Origin of the sequence: Serinicoccus profundi, assembly GCF_008001015.1 — a bacterium.
Lineage (GTDB): Bacteria > Actinomycetota > Actinomycetes > Actinomycetales > Dermatophilaceae > Ornithinicoccus > Ornithinicoccus profundi.
In genome coordinates, this window is sequence record NZ_CP042862.1 from 1,480,853 (window position 1) to 1,500,420 (window position 19,568).

Here is a 19,568-nt window from a genome sequence, read left to right on the forward strand (position 1 = left end):
CCCCCGGCAGGAACGGACCCGTGTGGCGGTCGGCCCGGGTGCGCGCGGGGGTGCGCAGCGCCTGCCCCGTCATGGCCTCAGGCACGGCGCTGCCGGATGAGGAGCAGGGCGATGAAGAAGGCGGCCCCCGCGACCCCGAGGATGAGCGAGACGGGGATCTCGAACGGGCTGATGACAGTCCGTCCGAGGATGTCGCAGAGGGTCACCGCCCACACGCCGAGCAGGCAGACCCAGGGCAGGCTGCTGCGCAGGTCGCCGCCCCGCACGAGGGAGACGAGGTTGGGCACGATGAGACCCAGGAAGGGCAACGCCCCGATGACGACGGTGACCACCCCGGTGGCCACCGCGACCAGGGCCACGCCGAGCAGGATGATCCGGCCGTAGTCGAGGCCGACGTTGGTGGCGACGTCCTTCCCCAGCCCGGCGACGGTGAGGCGGTCGGCGAGGAGGAAGACCAGGACTCCTTAGTTCTGTTACGAATGCTCCATATGCCCGTATATGTGGCACAGGTCACCTGCCCGCGCTCAGAGAGCCAGCCCGATGGCCTCGGCGAAGAGCGCGTCGCCGTCCGCGTCCACGCCGCGGGCACGGAACCACGTGGCGACGTTGACGCAGTCGCGGTGCAGCAGGTCCGCGCCGCGGGGGTTCGCCACCACATCGACCACCTGCGGAAGGTCGATGACGACGAGCGTCCCGTCGTGCACGAGGAGGTTGTAGGCAGAGAGGTCCCCGTGGGCCCACCCGAGCTCGGCGAGCTGCAGCACGACGGTCTGCGTCTGCTGCCACAGGTGTGCCGCCTCCCCTGTGTCCGGGCGCGCCTGGGCGAGGCGAGGGGCGGCCCTACCCCCGGGGTCCCCGATGAACTCCATGACGAGCTCCGTGCCGTCCAGGGACACCGGGTAGGGCACCGGGATCCCGGACGACCAGGCCCGGCACAGCGCCTCCCACTCGGCGTACGCCCACCGTCCCGCGGCGACCTGCTGGCCGTAGGTGGTGCCCTTGGCGAGGGCGCGCTGGTCGCGGGAGCGGCGGACACCGCGGCCCTCGGCATACACCGTGCTGCGGTGGAAGGACCGGTGGTCGGCGTCACGGTAGCGCTTGGCGGCGAGCAGGCACGCCGCGTCCGCACCGGGGGTGGTGGCGGCGCGCTCGAGGAGGAAGACGTCGGCCTCCTTGCCGGTCTTGAGGACACCCAGCTCGGTGTCCACCGCCCCGGCGTCCTGGACGACCCAGGTGGGCACGGGTCCGGGCCCGCGGTGACCGGCGACGACCTGCCAGTAGGTCGTCAGCCGTTGGCCGGAGGGGAGGTCCTCGACCGCCTCCAGCGGGGTGTAGTCGATGACGAAGAACGGGTCGATGTCGCCCGTCGGGTGCTGAGATGGCACGGATGCTCCTGCGCGAAGATGAAGGGGAGGGCGTCGGGGGACGCCTCAGGGGCGGTGTGGTTCATCGCTCGACCCCTTCCTCGCGCGGAGCACGCCGGGTGCGCGCTCGCTGGTGCACCGTCAGCGTCCCGCATCCGCGGATCGCCGGGCAACGGGTTTTCCCGCACCCCCGGCAGCGCCGGGTGCATGCCGAGTTGACCGGCGCAGTCCGGGCAGTGAGCCTGGGGGGATGTACTTCATCGTCGTCAGGTTCCCCGTCAAGCCCGAGTCGGCCGCCCAGTGGCCGCAGATCGTCTCCGACTACACGGCCAGCGTGCGCGGGGAGGAGGGCAACCTCTTCTTCGAGTGGTCCCGCAGCATCGAGGACCCCCACGAGTTCGTGCTCGTCGAGGGTTTCACCGACGACGGTGCCGCCGCCCACGTCGAGAGCCCGCACTTCAGCGAGGGGATCGAGGCGATGCGCCCGCACCTCACCGGCACCCCGAAGATCATCTCCCGCCAGATCGAAGGCGAGGGCTGGGACGCGATGGGGGAGCTGCAGATCGACGAGTGATCTGGAATCTCTGATCAGGTGAGCGAGCGCTGCGCCTGCTCATCCTCGGGGATCTCGTCCTCGAGCCGCTGCAGGACCATCTTGCCGATGACGGCGAAGGCGGCGATGCCGGCGAGGACCGCCGCGAAGCCCACCCAGCCGCTGCCCGTGGCGGCGAAGACGGCATACCCGATGAGGGAGACGACCGCTCCGACGATCGCGTAGGGCAGCTGCGTGGTCACGTGCGTAATGACGTTGCACGCGGCACCGGTGCTGGACAGGATCGTCGTGTCGCTGATCGGTGAGCAGTGGTCGCCCCAGACGGCGCCGGCGAGCACCGCGCCGAAGGCCGCGAGCAGCAGCTCCGAGCCCCCGGAGACGTTGACCATGATGTCGCCCGCGATGGGCAGCAGGATCCCGAAGGAGCCCCACGAGGTCCCGGTGGAGAAGGCCATCGCGCCGGCGAGGACGAACATGACCGGCACGAGCCACTGGGGCGCCATGTTGGCGCTCTCGACGAGGCCGCCGAGGTACTCGCCCGTCCCGAGCTCGCCGATGAGGGCGCCGAGCACCCAGGCCAGGAGCAGGATGTAGACCGCGGGCAGCATCGACTTGATCCCCTCCCACACCCCCTGGCCGAGGGTCGCGCCCGAGAACTTCGGGTTCTGCGCGGTGTAGCGGAAGTAGTAGTAGAGCGCTGCGGCCAGTCCGAGCACCCCGCCGTAGAGCAGGGCATCGGTCACCGAGGTGTTGGCGAGCAGGTCGATGACGTCCCAGCTGCCGCCGGCGGCATACCCCGTCCACACGATCCCGCCCAGGACGCCCACGACCAGCAGGAGGAAGGGCACGATGAGGGCCCGCTTGGCGCCCGGCTCGTGCGTCGGCAGGTCCTGGGCGAGCTCGCCGGGGATCTCCTCGGAGGCGTCGAAGGTCTGGCCCTCGGCGATGGCCCGGCGCTCCTCCTTGCGCATCGGGCCGATGTCCAGCTGGAGGAGGACGACGACCCAGACCAGCAGGATCGCCGAGATGGCGTAATAGTTCATGCCCGCGGCGCCGAGGAAGGCCTCGACGTCGCTCACCGCCAGGGTGGAGGTGGCGAGGATCGGAGCCATGATCCCGATGATGCTGGCGCCCCAGCTGGAGAAGGGCGCGAGCACGGCGACCGGGGCCGAGGTGGAGTCGATGAGGTAGGCGAGCTTGGCCCGGGCCACGTGGTGCCGGTCGGTGACCGGTCGCGCGACCTGGCCGACGGCGAGGGCGTTGAAGTAGTCGTCGATGAAGATGATGATGCCCAGCGCGGCGGCGAGCACCTGGGCCCCACGGCGCGTCCGTATGCGTTGGATCGCCCAGTCCGAGAAGGCCTGGCTGCCGCCGGACATCATGATGAGCGCCGCGATGACGCCGAGGGTGAGGGTGAAGACGAGGATGTAGACGTAGGTCGTGTTGACCGCGCCGTCCGCCCAGAAGATGCCGGCGACGGAGGTGCCGATGAGGCGCAGCGTCTCCAGCGGGGCGAGGTCGGCCACGAGCAGCGCGCTCGCGAGCACACCCGCGCCGAGGCTGAGCAGCACCTTCTTGGTCCAGATCACCAGCACGATCGCCACGAGTGGCGGAAGGATCGTCAGGATCGGCGTCGACTCGGTCATTGCGGGTCCTCCTCGGGCAGCGCCTGGATCGCCCCAGCGTAGGGCAGCGGGGTCCGCCTGTCAGGGGGCGCGCCCGTCGTGACAGGGTGGGGTCGTGGCTGTTTCCGAGCATCTCGGCACCGACGACGTCCTGCGGCTGCTGCAGGAGGTGGCCGAGGAGGTCATCACCCCACGCTTTCGGGCGCTGGCCGAGCACGAGATCTCCTCCAAGACGCACCCGGGTGACCTCGTCACCGTCGCCGACCGCGAGGCCGAGGTGCTCATCACCCGGCAGCTGCGCGCGGCATACCCCGGGGCTGTGGTGCTGGGTGAGGAGGCGTTCGCCGACGACCCCACCAGCCTCGTCGCCTTCCGCGAGGCCGAGCACGCCTTCACCGTCGACCCGGTCGACGGCACCCGCAACTTCGTGCACGGCTCGCCCGACCACGCCGTCATGGTCGCGGAGACCCGCGCAGGACGCACGGTGCGGTCCTGGATCTGGCAGCCGCAGCACGAGCTGGCCTACGTCGCCGAGCTGGGCTCCGGCGCCACCCGCAACGGTTTGCGCCTGCCCGACCTCACTCCTGACTCGGACCCGGCGCACTGGCGGGTGCGCACGTCGGCCCGACGACGCATCGGGGAGCGGCTGGGCCCCCTCCCGCCGCTGGAGCTCAGCTGGGTGAGCTGCGGCATCGACTACCCGAAGCTCGCCGAGGGCGCCTGCGACGCGCTGGTCTACCACGGCACCCGGCCCTGGGACCACGTGCCCGGCAGCCTTCTCGTGAGCGAGGTCGAGGGAGTCGTGGGGTCGGTCGACGGGCAGGTCTACGCCCCGCGCGACGATCCGCGGGGCATCCTCGCGACCGGCGGAGCCGACGTCTACGACTGGCTGCGCCGCGAGGTCTGACCGCCGTCGGGGGCCGGGTCCTCGTGGGCGGACTCGTCATACCCGGTCTCGTGCCCGCTGCCGACGTGCCCGCTGCTGTCGTGCTCGGTCGTGTCGTGCACGGCCGCGCGCAGCGCGAGCTCCCGGGCGAGGGTCGTGACCTGCTGCTCGAGCTGGCGCATACGGCGGTAGGACGCCGCGACGTAGCCGAGGAAGACGACGGTGAGGCCGTAGAGCAGCAGGTCGGCGCCCCGACCGACGCCGAGGAGCTGGGCGACCTGCGTCATGACCCGGGGGAAGAGGATGGCGATCGCCGCGAGCACGACGAAGCCGACGAGCAGCAGGCGGCGGACCGCCTGGTGTCGGACACCCGCCGTCGAGCGGGTGAGCATGGCGGTGACGACGACGACACTCACGAGCAGGACGAGCTTGATGACGGGTTGGTCGAGCACGTCAGCGCCTCCGTCGGGGTGGGGTCGTCAGAAGCAGGGTCGCGGGCATGGCACTCACTTGAGGATCGTGTCGATGAGGATGTTGACCGAGTTCATGAGCGACTGGCCCTTGGCCCGGCTGTAGTCGGTGTAGAGCACGTGCACGGGGTGCTCGGCCCAGGGCAACCGGGTGCGGCCGAGCTGCAGCACGATCTCGGTCGCGTGCGCCATACGGTTCTGACGCAGGTCCAGACGGGTCGCCGCGTCGCGCCGGATGACGCGCAGCCCGTTGTGGGCGTCGGTGAGCTTCATCCCGGTCTGCTGGTTGGTCAGCCACACGGCGGCCTTGAGCACGAGCTTCTTGAGCCGGCCCGGACGGGTGCGGTCATCGAGAAAGCGGGAGCCGAAAACGATGGCCAGCTGCTCCTCCCGGGCCCGGCGCACCATCTCCGCGGCGTCCTGGGGCCGGTGCTGCCCGTCGGCGTCGAAGGTGACGAGGTATGCCGCGTCCGTCGCCTCGAGCACGTAGCGCATACCCGTCTGCAGCGCGGCCCCCTGGCCGAGGTTGAAGGGGTGCTGCACGACGACCGCACCGGCCGCCCTGGCGCGCTCCGCCGAGTCGTCGCTGCTGGCGTCGTCGACGCACACGACGTGCGGGAAGTGCTCCCGCGCCTCGTGCAGCACCGTCTCGATGACCCGCGCCTCGTCGAAGAGGGGGATCACCAGCCAGGCGTCCTCCTGCGCGCGCGTTAGAGTCATGGGTGCATTGTCCCTCACCACCCCTGATGGGAGTCCCGTGACGACACGCATCGTCGACAGTGCCGACGTCGCCGAGAGCGCCAGCATCGGCGAGGGCAGCTCCGTGTGGCACCTGGCCCAGGTGCGCGAGGACGCCGTGCTCGGCGCTGGCTGCGTCATCGGGCGCGGAGCCTATGTCGGCACCGGTGTCCGCATGGGCGACCACTGCAAGGTCCAGAACTACGCCCTCGTCTACGAGCCGGCCCGGCTCGGCCACGGCGTCTTCGTCGGCCCCGCCGCCGTCCTCACCAACGACACCTTCCCCCGGGCGGTCAACCCGGACGGCTCGCTCAAGGCCGCCGACGACTGGGACGCCGTGGGCGTCACCGTCGGCGACGGAGCGTCCATCGGTGCGCGCGCGGTCTGCATCGCGCCGGTGCGCGTCGGCGCCTGGGCCACCGTGGCGGCCGGGGCCGTCGTCGCCAAGGACGTGCCCGACCACGCCCTCGTGGTGGGGGTGCCCGCCCGGCAGGTGGGCTGGGTCGGGCACGCCGGCCGGCCCCTGGAGCCGACCGGCACACCGGGGGAGTGGCGCTGCCCCCAGACCCAGGAGATCTACCGCGAGAGCGACGGCGGACTGCGTCGCACCGACCCCGCCGGAGGACAGTCATGACCGAGCAGCCGATGATCCCCGCGGCCAAGCCGCTGATCGGGGAGGACGAGCGGGCGGCCGTGGACCGGGTGCTGCGCTCGGGGATGGTGGCGCAGGGCCCGGAGGTGGCGGCCTTCGAGGGGGAGTTCGCGGGGCAGCTAGTGGCTGGGCGCACGTGCGTGGCGGTCAACTCGGGGACCTCGGGTCTGCACCTGGGGCTGCTCGCGTGCGGGATCGGTGCGGGCGATGAGGTGATCGTGCCGAGCTTCACCTTCGCCGCGACGGCCAACGCGGTCGCCCTGACGGGGGCGACGCCGGTGTTCGCCGACATCAGCCCGGACACCTTCAACCTCGACCCGGAGTCGGTGCGGGGGGCGTTGAGCGACCGGACGGCGGCGGTGATGCCGGTCCATCTCTACGGTCACCCTGCGGATGTCGAGGGGTTGCGGGCGGTGACCGCGGAGGCGGGGGTGCAGCTGTTCGAGGACGCCGCGCAGGCTCACGGGGCGACCTACCGCGGGTCGCCCGTGGGCAGCTTCGGGTCGTTCGCGATGTTCAGCCTGTACCCGACGAAGAACATGACCTCCGGCGAGGGCGGCATGGTGTCCTGCGCCGACGAGGAGATCGCGCGGGGCATACGGCTGCTGCGCAACCAGGGGATGGAGAAGCAGTACGCCAACGAGGTCATCGGGCTGAACAACCGGATGACGGACATCCACGCCGCGATCGGGCGCGTGCAGCTGACCAAGGTCGGGGCGTGGACGCAGGCGCGGCAGGCCAACGCGGCGTGGCTGGACGAGCACCTGTCGGGGGTGGCCGGGGTGGTGGTCCCGACGGTGCGGGAGGGCTGCACGCACGTCTACCACCAGTACACCGTCCGGATCGCCGGGGCCAGCAGCGAGCAGCGGGACGAGGTGGTGACGGCGCTGCGCGAGGAGCACCGGGTCGGGTGCGGGGTCTACTACCCCACCCCCAACCACGAGCTGGTCTCGCTGTCGCGCTTCGCCCCGGCCTGGGAGCTGCCGGAGACGGCGCGGGCCGCGGCCGAGGTCATCAGCCTGCCGGTGCACCCGTCGTTGACGCACGGTGACCTGGAGCGGATCGCCACCGCGGTGGAGTCGGTCGTGGGGGCAGGGGCGTGACCGGGGGCGCGGAGCGGACGGCGGCGCGCTCGGTGCTGCCCGAGGGCCCGATCAGGATGGGTCTCATCGGGCTGGGCTCGATGGGCCGCCACCACGCGCGGGTGATCCGGGAGGTGGAGGGGATGGAGCTGGTCGCGGTGGCCGACCCCTCGGGTGACAAGCACGGGGTGGCGGGCTCGTTGCCCGTCCTGGCGGACGTGGCGGGCCTGGTCGCGGAGGGGATCGACGCGGCGATGGTGGCGGTGCCGACCTATCTGCACGAGGAGGTCGCGCTGGCCCTGGCCGAGGCCGGGGTCCACACGATGGTCGAGAAGCCCATCGCCGCGACGGTCGAGTCGGGGCGCCGGGTCGCCCAGGCCTTCGACGCGGCCGGGCTGGTCGGCGCGGTGGGATACGTCGAGCGGTGCAACCCGGCGCTGCTGGAGATGCGGCGGCGGATCGCGGCCGGGGAGCTGGGGGAGGTCTTCCAGATCACCACCTCGCGCCAGGGGCCGTTCCCGGCGCGGATCGCGGACGTCGGCGTGGTGAAGGACCTCGCCACGCACGACATCGACCTCACGGCCTGGATCGCCCGCTCGCCGTATGCCAGCGTCGCCGGTCAGGTCACCCACCGCTCGGGCCGCGAGCACGAGGACATGGTCGTCGCGACCGGTCGCCTCGCCAACGGCATCATCGTGTCGCACACGGTCAACTGGCTGAGCCCGTTGAAGGTGCGGGAGACGGTCGCGACGGGGGAGAAGGGCGCCCTCGTCGCCGACACCCTCCACGGTGACCTCACCTTCGTGGCCAACGGCGACGTGCGCAGCGAGTGGGACCGCGCGGCGACCTTCCGCGGGGTCTCCGAGGGCGACTCGATCCGGTATGCCATCGCCCGCCGCGAGCCGCTGCGGGTCGAGCAGGAGAACTTCCGCGACGCCCTCTGGGGCCGCGAGGCCGACGTCGTCTCCATGGCCGAGGGCGTGCATACCCTCGAGGTCGTCGAGGCCATCCTCGAGTCCGCCGCGACGGGCCAGTCCCAGACGCTGTGACCCGACGCTCCCTGCCCCACGACCCACCGAGCGTCGCAGATGGTTGCGCCACGACCCACCGGGCGTCGCAGATGGTCGCGCCACGACGCACCGAGCGCCGCAGATGGCCGCGGTATGACTGACCGGGCGTCGCTCGTGGTTCTCGCGACCCGGATCTACGCCCCCGAGGCGGCGGCCGCGACCTTCCGTCTGGGTGCCCTCGTGCGTTCCCTGAGCCGCCGGGCGTCCGTGCGCGTGCTCACGACGACGCCTCCGCCCGCACTCCGACAACCATCTGCGACGCTCGGTGGGTCTGAGGGCGACCATCTGCGGCGCTCGGTCGGGGAGGGGGAGCGCGATCGGGAAGGTCGCTCGGTCGGGGAGGGGGTCTCGGTCGAGTCGGGATCGCCGGACCATCGGGTCGGGGTGAGTCGCTGGCCGGTGCTGCGGGACGCCACGGGGTATGTCCGCGGCTACCTGCCCTACCTGTCGTTCGACCTGCCGCTCGCGCTGCGGCTGCTGACCGGCCCGCGCCCCGACGTCGTCGTCGTCGAGCCACCGCCGACCACCGGCGCCGTGACCCGGGTCGCCCTGGCGGTGCGCTCGCTGGGGCGGGCGCCGATCCCCTACGTCTACTACGCCGCGGACATCTGGTCCGACGCCACCGCCTCGATGGGAGCCCCACGGGCGGTGGTCTCCCTCATGCGTTCTGTGGAGCGGTTCGCGCTGCGGGGCTCCCGCGACGTGATCGCCGTGAGCGACGGCGTGGCGCAGCGGGTCCGCGCGCTCGCCGCCGACGTGCCCGTGACCGTTGTGCCCAACGGCATCGACACCGACGTCTTCACCCCCGTCGGGGAGCGACACCCGCAGGCGCCGATCACGCCCTACCTCGTGTATGCCGGGACCGCCTCGGAGTGGCAGGGCGCCGAGGTCTTCGCCGAGGCGATGGCCCAGGTCCTCGCGCAGGTGCCGGGCGCGCGCCTGGTCTTCCTCGGGCAGGGCTCGTCCTGGCCGCGGCTGGAGCAGATCGCGGCCGACCTCCCGGACGGAGCGGTCCAGCTGCGACCGCTCGTCCCTGCGGAGGAGGCGGCTGCCTGGCTGCGCGGTGCGGCGGGTGCCCTGGTGAGCGTGCGACCGGGCGTCGGCTACGACTTCGCCTATCCCACCAAGGTCGTCGCGGCGCTGGCCTGCGGGACCCCGGTGGTCTTCGCCGGGCCCGGCCCGGCCGCCGCCGACGTGGGCGAGCACCGCCTGGGCGCTGCCGTCGACCACGACCCAGAGGCCGTGGCCGCGGCCATGGTGGAGGTGCTGCGCGCCGAGCGCGACGACGACGAGCAGGCTCGCCGGGTGGCCTGGGTGCGGGAGCACCGCAGCCTGGCCGCGACCGGGGACGGCGCCGCGGCGGTCGTCCTGCGTGTGCCAGGCTAGAGGTCCGAGGACGTCCGAGGAGGCATCGCCATGAATCGCTGGGGAAGGCCCGGGGAGCGCCCGGGGGCACCACGTGCCGAGGACGAGCTCCAGGACCAGATCGAGGAGGCCGGTCGCCGCCGCGCGGAGGGTCCGGGCGGAGCGCGGGGTCTGGCCGGTGCACGGGGTGCCGGAGCGGAACGTCCGCGGCGCCGGCCCTCGGCCTCGACGACGGCCCGGGCCGTCCAGAGCTGGGTGGACCAGGCCATCGACCAGGCGCAGCGCCAGGGCGCCTTCGACAACTTGCCCGGTGCTGGCAAGCCACTGCGCGACGTCGACACGCGGGCCGACCCCGACTGGTGGGTCAAGAACCTCATCCAGCGCGAGCAGCTCGACCTCTCCGGTGCCATGCCGGGCGTCATGCAGCTGCGCCGGGAGAAGGCGACCTATCCGCAGGCGCTCTTCGCGCTGCCCGACGAGGCGGCCGTCCGCGCCCAGGTGGAGGACCTCAACGAGCGCATCCTCGCCGACCGCCGCCGCCCGCACGTCGGCCCGACGTCGCCCCCGGTCGTCGGACGGCTCGACGTCGAGGAGATGGTGGCCGCCTGGCGCGCCTCGCGCGGCGGGGCCTGACCAGCCCGCACTCGTGCCTCTGCTCGTGCGCGACCTCGCGACGGACGCGTGCCTCTGGGCACCGATCTGTCACACGCAGGCGCACGAGAGTGCTCGCAGGAGGGGTATGCCTCGAGCCCCCGAGCTGCTGCGCTAGCCTGATCGACGACGCGGGGTGCCGCTGTGCGGCTGAGATCACACCCGTCGAACCTGATCTAGCTCGTACTAGCGAAGGGAACGTCCTTTGTCGTCGACGTCGCTCGAACCCACCCATCTCGCCACCTGCTGGGAGCGGGTGCGCACCGACGCACCCCTGGTCCAGTGCCTCACCAACGTGGTCGCCGCACCGCTGACGGCCAACGTGCTGCTGGCGGCCGGCGCCTCGCCCGCCATGGTCGACAACCCGCACGAGGCCGGGGACTTCGCGGCGGTGGCCGGGGCCACCCTGGTCAACCTCGGCACCCTGACCGACTCCACCCTCGCCGGTATGCAGGCCGCCGTCCGGGGTGCGGCCGGCGGGGGGACGCCCTGGGTGCTGGACCCCGTCGCCGCCGGTGCCCTGGGCTGGCGGACGAGGGTCGCCCACGACCTGCTCGCGATGTCTCCCCCCGCAGCGATCCGCGGCAACCCCTCGGAGATCCTGGGCCTGGCCGGCGGGGCCGGTGGCCGTGGCGTGGACAGCACGGCGGGGCCGGAGGCGGCCCTGAGCGCGGCGTCAGCCCTCGCGCGACAGCACGGCTGCGTCGTCGCCGTGAGCGGACCCGTGGATCACCTCGTCGACGCAGCGCGCGTGGTGCGGGTGCCGCACGGCCACCCCTGGATGACCCAGGTCACGGGGGTCGGCTGCTCCCTCGGCGCGCTCATGGCGGCCTGCCTCGCCGCGAGCGAGGACGCGATGGTGGCCGCGACGACGGCGACCGTGGCCCTCACCCTCTGCGGCGAGGACGCCGCCGAGGAGGCTGCTGGGCCCGGCAGCTTCGCGACGCACCTGCTCGACGCGCTGGCTTCGCTCACCCCGGAAGCCCTCGCGGCACGGGTGGAGCTGCGATGACCCGGGCGCCGATCGACCTGCGCCTCTACCTCGTGACGGACACCGCGCGGACGGCGCGGCACGGGCTCGGCGCGACCGTCCGCTCCGCCGTCGACGGAGGTGTCACGGCCGTCCAGCTGCGGGACCCGGACGCCTCCGACGAGGAGTTCGTCGCCCTGGGCCTCCTGCTGCGCCACGCCCTGCGCGACACCGGCGTGCCGCTGCTGGTCAACGACCGGGTGCACCTCGTCGAGCGCATCGGGGCCGACGGGGCGCACGTGGGTCAGGGCGACCTGCCTCCGGTCGAGGCGAGGTCGGTCCTGGGGCACGAGGCATACCTCGGTCTGTCCTGCCACACCGCCGAGCACGTCCGCGCCGCCGCCGCGCTTCCCGGCGGCACCCTCGACTACCTCGGTCTGGGCCCGGTCTGGGCCACGGCCAGCAAGCCCGACCACGCGCCCCCGGTCGGGGTCGACGGGGTGCGCGAGCTGGTCGAGGTGGCGGCAGGTATGCCGACCGTCGCCATCGGCGGGATCACCGCCGACCGCGTGGTTGAGTTCGGCACCCCCGGCCCCCACGGTGTCGCGGTCGTCAGTGCCATCTGCGGCGCCGAGGACCCCCGGGCCGCTGCCGCCGAGCTGCGGGCGGCGGTGTCGGCGTGACCGTCGTCGTCGCGTCGATCGCCGGGTCCGACCCCTCCGGGGGCGCCGGCATCCAGGCGGACCTCAAGACGTTCAGCGCGCTGGGTGCCTACGGCTGCGCCGTCCTCACGGCCCTCACCGCCCAGAGCACCCGCGGCGTGAGCGGCGTGCACCCGGTGCCCGCGGCCTTCGTGCGGGAGCAGGTGGAGACGCTCGTGGAGGACGTCGACGTCCACGCGACCAAGGTCGGGATGCTCGGCACGGCGGAGGTCGCCCGCGAGGTGTCGGCACTGTGCCGAGAAGGCGCGCTGCCGCAGGTGGTGCTGGACCCGGTCATGGTGTCCACCGCCGGCTCCCGTCTGCTCGACGCCCGGGCCGTGGACGAGGTCCGGTCGATGCTGCCGCACGTGGCTGTCGTCACCCCCAACCTGCCGGAGGCCGCCGTCCTGCTCGGGCTGGAGGTCGATGAGCAGGCACGCGACACCGCCACCATGCGAGAGCACGCCCTGCGGCTGCAGGATCTGGGGGCGCGGCGGGTGCTGCTCAAGGGCGGCCACCTCGACCCGCTCGAGCCGGCCGATGAGCCGGAGCGGGCCAGCGCCGGTGACGCCGTGGACTTCTGGGCCGACGAGGACGGCATCACCACGCTCTGCGCTCCCCGGGTCGACACCGTCCACACGCACGGCACCGGGTGCTCGCTGTCGTCGGCGATCGCCGCGCTCCGGCCGCAGCGCGACGGGTGGCTGCCCGCGGTCGCGGACGCCAAGCGCTGGCTGGGCGGGGCCCTGGAGCAGGGGCGTGACCTCGGCATCGGGCACGGTCCCGGCCCGGTGCACCACTTCTGGCAGTGGTGGCCGGCCGGGTGACGACCCTGCCCCACGCGCGGTCAGCCTCCTGAGAGCAGCACCCGCTCCAGCACCTGCGCCGCGCGGACGCCGTCGTGGTGGCGTCGGGCCCAGGAAGGGCCACGGGCGGCGAGCTCGGCGTGCCCGGCCCGGTCGGTGACCACGGCGAGGAGGGCCTCCTCCAGGGTGTCCGGGTCCGCCTCGACCACCGGCACGACGCCGTCCCCACCGAGCCCGACGTCGGCGGCCGCCATCCGGTCGCGCACCCCGGGAGCCAGGTGGGCCACCGCGAGCCGCCCCGCGGCCAGGGTCTCGGCCAGCAGCACACCGGGGTTGCCGAGCACGACCTGGTCGACGACGACGTCCGCGTCGGCGACGAAGGCCGCCATCTGCTCGTGCGGAACCCCGCTCAGCCGGCGGTACTCCACCAGCCCGGCGGACTGCATACCCTCCAGCACCCGCTCGACCGCCTCGGTGCCCTTGAGCCGCGGGTTGGACGGCGCGTGCAGCACGACCGGCCGCGGCCGGTCGAGCGCGGGCCCCGCGGCTGCTCCGGCGAAGGCGTCCACGTCGACGACGAGCGGCAGCCACGTCGCCTCCGGCAGGACGTCGAGCAGGTCCGGGGTCGAGACGAGCACCGGGCCGGCGTAGCGCCGGAGCTCGGCCGCGTTGCGCTCGACCACCCGCTGCAGGGTGGTGAGGTAGTCGTCCCACCGTGCGCGGAAGGGGCTGTGCGGGTAGGCCTCGGCGTGCGCGCGCAGGTCGCGGATCTCGCTGCCGTGGTAGAGCACCGCGTGCCCGATGCGGGCCTCCTCCAGCGCCGGCACGTCGTCGAGCATCGACCCCGCGTGCAGGTCGGCGAGGACCGGTCGGCCGGACTCGAAGAGCACGTGGGTGGCCTCGCGCAGGACGCGCTCGCCGTGGATCTCGCGGACGTGGCCGCGCTGGGCGAGCACGGACAGCTGGTGGTCGGCGGGGTAACGGAAGGGCGAGGGGGTGCCCGACCGGTGCGCGTGGAGGTTCTGCGCCGCGACGTCCGGCAGGTGGCGCTCGGCCGCGCGCGCCCAGGCATACGCCTGGCCGGCGGTGTTCCACGGTCCGAGGTAGACGCGACGCCCGGCGGGAGGCATCGAGGAGAGCGAGCGCAGCTCGGCGTCCGCGCGGCGGCGCACGGGGAGGTTCGCCAGCTCGCGCACCGGCGCGGGCAGCGCGGCGAGCCCGCGCCAGGCGAGGCGTCGCAGGTGGTTGACGGGTGAGCCCACGCCCGCAGCCTACGATGGGCGCATGTCGAGGTCGCCCGCGTGATCCGCCTGATGCGGGCGCTGCGTCGCCTCCTTCCCCTGCTGCCGCCGAGCACCCGGTGGTTCCTCATCGGGTATGCCGTGGCCACCAGCATCCTCGCCGTCATCGACATCCTCGCGCTGTCGCTGCTGGCCTTCACGCTCGCCCCGATGATCCAGGGCAACCCCGTGCAGCTGCCGGTCCTCGGCGCGGTCGAGCCGGAGCGGTATGCCTGGCTCCTGGGGTCCATCTGCGCCCTCGTCGTCGCCAAAGGGCTCGCGACGGTCGCCCTGCAGTGGGCGGTCGCCACCCGGCTCGCGGCCTACGACCTCGTCATCGGCGACCGGCTCTTCGGCGCCTACATCCGGGCGCCGTGGACCGAGCGGCTCAAGCGCAACACCTCCCAGCTCGTGCGGCTCGCCGACGTCGGCATCGCCAACACGACGACGGGGCTGCTGCTGCCGGCTGCCTCCCTGCCGGCCGAGGTGGCGACCTTCGCCGCGGTCCTCGTCGTGCTGCTCGTGGCGCAGCCGGTCACCGCGCTGGTGACCTTCGCCTACCTCGGCGGCCTCGCCGTCCTCATGTATGTCGTCATCTCGCCCCGCGCGGTCGTGGCCGGTCGGGTGGGACGCGACTACTCCTTCAAGGTCGCCGGGCTCATGACCGAGATGATGGGCGCGCTCAAGGAGGTGACGCTCCGGGGCAAGGCCCAGGAGGTCGCCGACGAGGTCCACGCGCACCGGGTGCACGCCACCCGGGCCCGCTCGCACCTGATGTTCCTCAACACGGTGCCGAAGTTCGTCACCGACACCGGGCTGGTCCTCGGCTTCGCCATCGTCGGCGGGGTGGCCTACCTCCTCGGCGGGGCCCAGCAGGCCTTCGAGGCGATCGCCCTCTTCGCGGTGGCGGGGATGCGGATGATCCCGAGCGTCAACCGCTTCCAGTCGATCATCACCCAGACCGCCTCGACGTTGCCGCACGCGGAGGCGGTCATCACCGACATCCAGGACGCGCAGGGCTACGTCGACGCGGCGGAGAACCTCGGGCACGACCCGTTGCCGGACGACCCGCGCCTGCTCGCGCTGCGTGAGGTGTCCTTCTCCTACCCCGGCTCCGCGACGCCCGCGCTCCGCGACGTCGACCTCGACCTCCCGTTGGGCTCCTCGGTGGCGCTCGTCGGCGCCTCCGGGGCGGGCAAGTCGACCCTGGTCGACGTGCTCCTCGGGCTGCTCACGCCGTCGGCGGGGGAGATCCGGATCGATGACCAGCCGCTGCCGGACGTCCTGGGCGCCTGGCGGGCCCGGGTCGGCTACGTGCCGCAGGAGGTCAACCTCTTCGACGGCACGATCGCCCAGAACGTCGCCCTGACCTGGGGTGACGACATCGACCACGCGGCCGTGGAGCGGGCGCTGGAGCGGGCCCAGCTCCTCGAGGTCGTCCTCGAGCGCGGGGGGCTCGACACCCGGGTGGCCGAGCGGGGGCTCGCGCTCTCCGGCGGGCAGCGGCAGCGCCTGGGCATCGCCCGTGCGTTGTATGCCGACCCGCTCGTCCTCGTGCTCGACGAGGCGACCTCGGCGCTCGACACCGCCACCGAGGACGCCGTCGCCCGGGCCATCCGCGACCTGCACGGGCAGGTGACCGTGGTGGCGGTGGCGCACCGGCTCTCGACCGTCCGCCACAGCGACCAGGTGTGCTTCATGAAGGACGGCACCATCGTGGCCCGGGGCAGCTTCGAGCAGGTCGTGGCCGCGCACCCGGAGTTCGCGACCCAGGCCCGGCTCTCGGGGCTGGCGTGAGCGCCGTCACCGGCGGGCTGCCGGGCGTGGACGTCGACGTCGTCGTCGCCGTGCACGACCTGGCGCGCCCGGTGCACCGGGTGGTCCGCTCGGCGCTGGAGGGGGTCGACCTGCGCGGGGTGCTGCCGGGCGGTCATCGGGTGCGGGTCAGCGTGGTGTGCCACGGCCTCCCCGCGGCGGCCGTGCGCCGACGCGTCGAGGCGGCACTGGCCGACGGCGGCGACGAGACCGAGGAGCTCGCGGCGCACGTGCGCTACCTCGAGCACGACGACGGGGTGGCCAGCCCGGCGGGCCCGTTCAACGCCGGCCTCCTCGCCGCGGACGGCCGCTACGTCTCGATCATCGGCTCCGACGACCGGTATGCCCCCGGCGCGCTCGACGCGTGGGTGCGGCTCGCCGACGAGCTCGGGTCGGCGTGGCTCATGGCCCGGCTGGAGACCGAGGACGGTCAGCACATCCCGACGCCACGCACCCGGCCCGGGCGCAGCCGCGACCTTGACCTCGTCGCCGACCGGCTCGCCTACCGCACCGCGCCCCTCGGCCTGCTGCGGCGGCAGACCCTGGCCGACCTGGGCCTGCTCGAGGGTGACGGCCCGCTCACGCCCGGGCTGGCGACGGGGGAGGACGTCGAGCTCTCGCTGCGGCTGGTGACCTCCGGCGAACGCATCGACCACGCCAGGGAGGCCCCGGCATACCTCATCGGCACCCGCGGCGAGGACCGCACGACCGCCGTGCGCCGTCCGGTCGCCGACGAGCTCGCGGCGCACGCCCGGCTCCTCGACCTGCGGTGGGTGCGGGCGTTGCCGGAGCCCGCGCGGCAGGCGATCGTCGTCAAGACGTTGCGCATCCACGTGCTCGCGGCGGTCCGGCGACGGCCCGAGCCGTGGGACTGGGCGCCGGGCGAGGCGGCCTTCGTCCGTCAGCTCACCCGTGACCTGCTGGCGATGGCCCCGGACGCGGCGCGCGGGCTGCACCGCGCCGACACCGACCTGCTCGAGGCTGTGCTCACCGCCGCCGACACCGACGCCCTCGCCGCCGCCTCGGCCCGGCGGGCCGCTGCGTCCCGCTGGGACATCCTGCTCGCGCCCGGGCTCGCGGCCAACCTCGACCCGGAGGCCACGCTGCGCACCCACGCCGGGGCCGCGGCCGGCGCCACGCTGGAGCGCGTGCAGACCAGGCTGCGGGAGCGTGCTGGTGCGCCCGGTCGGCAGGCTGCGGGGCCGGGACTGCACGGCGGGCGCCCCCGCGTGCTCGTGCTCTCCTTCAGCCCGATCGCCCGCGATGCCCGGGTGCTCAAGCAGGTGCGTCACCTGGCCGCCGAGTTCGACATCGTCACCTGCGGCTACGGCCCCGCGCCGGAGGGCGTGAGCGCGCACGTGCAGGTGCCCGACGCGGCGCAGAACGCGCTCGACGGGCGGCCGATCACGCTGCGCGCCTACCGTGCGGCATACCTCGCCCAGGCGGGGGTCCGGTGGGTGCTGGGCCACGTCGCCCGGGGGAGCGCGGACGTCGTCGTCGCCAACGACCTCGACGCGGTGCCGCTCGCGCTCCGGCTGGCGCCGCGCGCCGGGGTGCACGCGGACCTGCACGAGTTCTTCCCGCTGCTGCACGAGGAGGACGCGGCGTGGATGCGACGGATCTCGCCCTACCAGGACTGGTTGGCGCGCACCTTCCTGCCGCGCTGCGCCTCGGTGACGACGGTGAGCGAACGGATCGCGCAGGAGTATGCCGCGCGCTACGGGGTGGAGGTCGGCGTCGTCACCAACGCCAGCCCGTATGCCGCCCGCTCGCCGCGGCCCGTCGGCTCGCCGCTGCGGCTCGTCCACTCGGGGGCGTGCCTGCGCAACCGGCAGCTGCACGTCATGACCGAGGCCGTCGAGGCGGCGGCAGCGGGCGGCCCCCCGGTGACCCTCGACCTCTACCTCACCTCCAACGACCCCGGCTACCTCGCCGCGCTGCGAGAGCGGGCGCTCGCCGGCGGTGGAGCGGTGCGGGTCCACGACGCGGTGCCCTACGCCGAGCTGGGAGAGGTGCTGGCCGGGCACGACGTGGGGATGCACGTGCTGCCACCGACGTCCTTCAACAACACCAACGCCCTGCCCAACAAGGTCTTCGACTACGTCCAGGCTCGGCTCGGGCTGCTCGTGGGGCCGAGCCCGGAGATGGCGCGGCTGGTGCGTGAGCACGGCCTCGGGGTGGTGGCGGACGGCTTCGACGCCGGGTCGGTCGCGGCGGCGGTGGCCGGACTGGACGCCCGGGCGGTGGAGGGCTTCAAGGACGCGTCGGACCGTGCGGCGCGGGAGCTGTCCGACGCGCGGCAGTCGACGCGCTGGGTCGAGGCGGTCCGGGCGGTCGTCGCCCAGCATCAGGAGGGTGAGCGCCGTGGTTGACGCGCGATCCGCGGGGACCGACCCGCGCCCCCGGCTGCTCATCATGGCCTGGAGCACGTTGCGCTCGGACGCCCGCGTGCTGCGCCAGATCCGGCTCTTCTCCGGGCGCTACGCCGTGACGACGCTGGGTTACGGCGAGGCCCCGGACGGCGTCGTGGAGCACCTGCGCCTGCCCGACGGCGTCGTGCACTGGCACAAGGACCGCCGGCTGCTCATCCAGCGGCGGTTCGAGGCGGCATACCGTGACGCTCCGGTGACCCACGCGGCGACCGAGCTGCTCGCCGGGCAGCCTCGCTTTGTCGTCGTCATCGCCAACGACATCGACACCCTGCCGCTGGCGCTGGACCTCGCGCCGACCGGAGGGGTGCACGCCGACCTGCACGAGTACCACCCACGCCAGAGCGAGGAGTCGTGGCGGTGGCGAACCTTCGTCGCGCCGTACTACCGCTTCCTCGTCCGCCGCTACGGCCCGCTGGCGGACTCGGTGACCACCGTCGGCGAGGGCATCGCGCGAGAGTACCGTCTGCGCTTCGGGCTGCGCGCCGGAGTCGTCGTCAACGCCCCGCAGCATGTCGACCTCGCGCCTCGCCCTGTCGAGCCGGGTGCCCCGCTGCGGCTCGTGCACTCGGGCAACGCGCAGCGGCACCGGCTCGACGTCATCCTCGAGGCGATGGACCTCACCACCGGGCCGATGACCCTCGACCTCTACCTCATGCCCAACGACGAGGCCTACCTCGCGCAGCTCACGGAGCGGTATGCCGGCTCCGAGCAGGTGCGGATCCACCCACCGGTCGCCCCGCACGAGCTGCCCGCGACGCTCAACGCCCACGACGTGGGCGTCTACGTGCTGCCGCCGGTGTCGTTCAACCACCTCTGGGCGCTGCCCAACAAGATCTTCGACTTCGTGCAGGGGCGGCTCGCGCTGGTCGTCGGGCCGAGCCCGGAGATGGCCGCCCTGGTGCGGCGGCACGGCCTGGGGCTGGTGAGCCCTGACTTCACCGCGCAGGGGCTCGCGGACACCCTCGACGCCTTCACCGCCGAGCAGGTGGCGGGCTTCAAGGCGGCCTCCGACGCGGCTGCGGTCGAGCTGTCCGCCGAGCAGCAGGTGCGGGGCTGGGAGCGGGCGGTCGACACCCTCGCCGCGCGGGTGGGCGGCTGAGGATGCCCC

The 19,568-nt window shown here is 73.4% G+C and carries 18 protein-coding genes, 1 pseudogene and 1 riboswitch; of the genes and pseudogenes, 13 read left to right on the forward strand and 6 right to left on the reverse strand.

Going from position 1 to position 19,568, the window contains the following annotated elements; translation table 11 throughout:
- Positions 1–77: 77 nt before the first annotated feature.
- Together FA582_RS06775 and FA582_RS06780 are read right to left on the reverse strand one after the other, a co-directional pair.
- Positions 78–464 (reverse strand): annotated as a pseudogene (locus FA582_RS06775) (iron chelate uptake ABC transporter family permease subunit); the annotation flags it as partial.
- Between the two features lie 60 nt (positions 465–524).
- Complete coding sequence (locus FA582_RS06780; protein ID WP_010146904.1) at positions 525–1,385, reverse strand: serine protein kinase RIO; 861 nt, start codon at positions 1,383–1,385, stop codon at positions 525–527.
- Between the two features lie 229 nt (positions 1,386–1,614).
- Between FA582_RS06780 and FA582_RS06785 the strand changes: the two genes are divergently transcribed.
- A complete protein-coding gene (locus FA582_RS06785; RefSeq protein ID WP_010146903.1) occupies positions 1,615–1,938 on the forward strand; it encodes a putative quinol monooxygenase in 324 nt (107 codons plus the stop codon).
- Positions 1,939–1,952: 14 nt separating this feature from the next.
- Here FA582_RS06785 and FA582_RS06790 read toward each other — a convergent pair whose 3' ends face one another.
- Positions 1,953–3,563, reverse strand: coding sequence for a Na+/H+ antiporter NhaC family protein (locus tag FA582_RS06790; RefSeq protein ID WP_010146902.1), 1,611 nt, complete (start codon positions 3,561–3,563; stop codon positions 1,953–1,955).
- A gap of 94 nt (positions 3,564–3,657) precedes the next feature.
- Between FA582_RS06790 and FA582_RS06795 the strand changes: the two genes are divergently transcribed.
- Complete coding sequence (locus FA582_RS06795; protein WP_010146900.1) at positions 3,658–4,449, forward strand: inositol monophosphatase family protein; 792 nt, start codon at positions 3,658–3,660, stop codon at positions 4,447–4,449.
- On the opposite strand, the gene FA582_RS06800 is transcribed toward FA582_RS06795, so the two are convergent.
- Both FA582_RS06800 and FA582_RS06805 read right to left on the reverse strand, forming a co-directional pair.
- Complete coding sequence (locus FA582_RS06800) at positions 4,422–4,880, reverse strand: DUF2304 domain-containing protein (protein WP_010146899.1); 459 nt, start codon at positions 4,878–4,880, stop codon at positions 4,422–4,424. The genes FA582_RS06795 and FA582_RS06800 overlap by 28 nt on opposite strands.
- Positions 4,881–4,934: 54 nt before the next feature.
- On the reverse strand, positions 4,935–5,618 hold the full coding sequence (locus FA582_RS06805; protein WP_029540526.1) for a glycosyltransferase family 2 protein: 684 nt from the start codon (positions 5,616–5,618) through the stop codon (positions 4,935–4,937).
- A gap of 37 nt (positions 5,619–5,655) precedes the next feature.
- On the opposite strand from FA582_RS06805, the gene FA582_RS06810 reads away from it, so the two are divergent.
- The 8 genes from FA582_RS06810 (at position 5,656) to thiD (ending at position 12,954) form a co-directional block, all read left to right on the forward strand.
- Complete coding sequence (locus tag FA582_RS06810; protein WP_010146897.1) at positions 5,656–6,270, forward strand: N-acetyltransferase; 615 nt, start codon at positions 5,656–5,658, stop codon at positions 6,268–6,270.
- The gene (locus FA582_RS06815) at positions 6,267–7,391 is read left to right on the forward strand and encodes a DegT/DnrJ/EryC1/StrS family aminotransferase (protein WP_010146896.1); all 1,125 of its coding nucleotides are present in this window, start codon (positions 6,267–6,269) and stop codon (positions 7,389–7,391) included. Before FA582_RS06810 ends, FA582_RS06815 begins: the two co-directional genes overlap by 4 nt.
- A 56-nt stretch (positions 7,392–7,447) precedes the next feature.
- Positions 7,448–8,419 (forward strand): Gfo/Idh/MocA family protein, encoded by a 972-nt coding sequence (locus FA582_RS06820; protein ID WP_081480506.1) that lies wholly within the window; start codon positions 7,448–7,450, stop codon positions 8,417–8,419.
- A gap of 114 nt (positions 8,420–8,533) precedes the next feature.
- Positions 8,534–9,826, forward strand: coding sequence for a glycosyltransferase (locus tag FA582_RS06825; protein ID WP_010146894.1), 1,293 nt, complete (start codon positions 8,534–8,536; stop codon positions 9,824–9,826).
- A 30-nt stretch (positions 9,827–9,856) separates the two neighbouring features.
- Positions 9,857–10,438 carry a DnaJ family domain-containing protein gene (locus FA582_RS06830; protein WP_010146893.1) on the forward strand — a complete coding sequence of 194 codons (582 nt, stop codon included), beginning with the start codon at positions 9,857–9,859 and terminating at the stop codon, positions 10,436–10,438.
- Between the two features lie 140 nt (positions 10,439–10,578).
- A riboswitch (TPP riboswitch) is annotated at positions 10,579–10,672 on the forward strand.
- Positions 10,662–11,468, forward strand: a complete 807-nt coding sequence (gene thiM / locus FA582_RS06835; protein ID WP_010146892.1) for a hydroxyethylthiazole kinase — start codon at positions 10,662–10,664, stop codon at positions 11,466–11,468. It overlaps the preceding riboswitch by 11 nt.
- Positions 11,465–12,109: a thiamine phosphate synthase gene (gene thiE, locus FA582_RS06840; protein ID WP_010146890.1), complete on the forward strand. Its 645-nt coding sequence runs from the start codon at positions 11,465–11,467 to the stop codon at positions 12,107–12,109. Before thiM ends, thiE begins: the two co-directional genes overlap by 4 nt.
- The gene (gene thiD / locus FA582_RS06845) at positions 12,106–12,954 is read left to right on the forward strand and encodes a bifunctional hydroxymethylpyrimidine kinase/phosphomethylpyrimidine kinase (protein ID WP_010146889.1); all 849 of its coding nucleotides are present in this window, start codon (positions 12,106–12,108) and stop codon (positions 12,952–12,954) included. The genes thiE and thiD overlap by 4 nt, the downstream gene beginning before the upstream one ends.
- Before the next feature lie 20 nt (positions 12,955–12,974).
- On the opposite strand, the gene FA582_RS06850 is transcribed toward thiD, so the two are convergent.
- Positions 12,975–14,195 carry a hypothetical protein gene (locus tag FA582_RS06850; protein ID WP_010146888.1) on the reverse strand — a complete coding sequence of 407 codons (1,221 nt, stop codon included), beginning with the start codon at positions 14,193–14,195 and terminating at the stop codon, positions 12,975–12,977.
- 39 nt (positions 14,196–14,234) lie between these two features.
- On the opposite strand from FA582_RS06850, the gene FA582_RS06855 reads away from it, so the two are divergent.
- The 3 genes from FA582_RS06855 to FA582_RS06865 are packed head-to-tail and all read left to right on the forward strand — an operon-like array spanning position 14,235 to position 19,559.
- Positions 14,235–16,010 carry an ABC transporter ATP-binding protein gene (locus FA582_RS06855; protein WP_010146887.1) on the forward strand — a complete coding sequence of 592 codons (1,776 nt, stop codon included), beginning with the start codon at positions 14,235–14,237 and terminating at the stop codon, positions 16,008–16,010.
- Entirely contained in the window at positions 16,007–18,400 is a 2,394-nt protein-coding gene (locus FA582_RS06860; protein ID WP_010146886.1) for a glycosyltransferase, read from the forward strand. Before FA582_RS06855 ends, FA582_RS06860 begins: the two co-directional genes overlap by 4 nt.
- Positions 18,393–19,559 carry a glycosyltransferase family protein gene (locus FA582_RS06865; protein ID WP_238705465.1) on the forward strand — a complete coding sequence of 389 codons (1,167 nt, stop codon included), beginning with the start codon at positions 18,393–18,395 and terminating at the stop codon, positions 19,557–19,559. Before FA582_RS06860 ends, FA582_RS06865 begins: the two co-directional genes overlap by 8 nt.
- Positions 19,560–19,568: the final 9 nt, after the last annotated feature.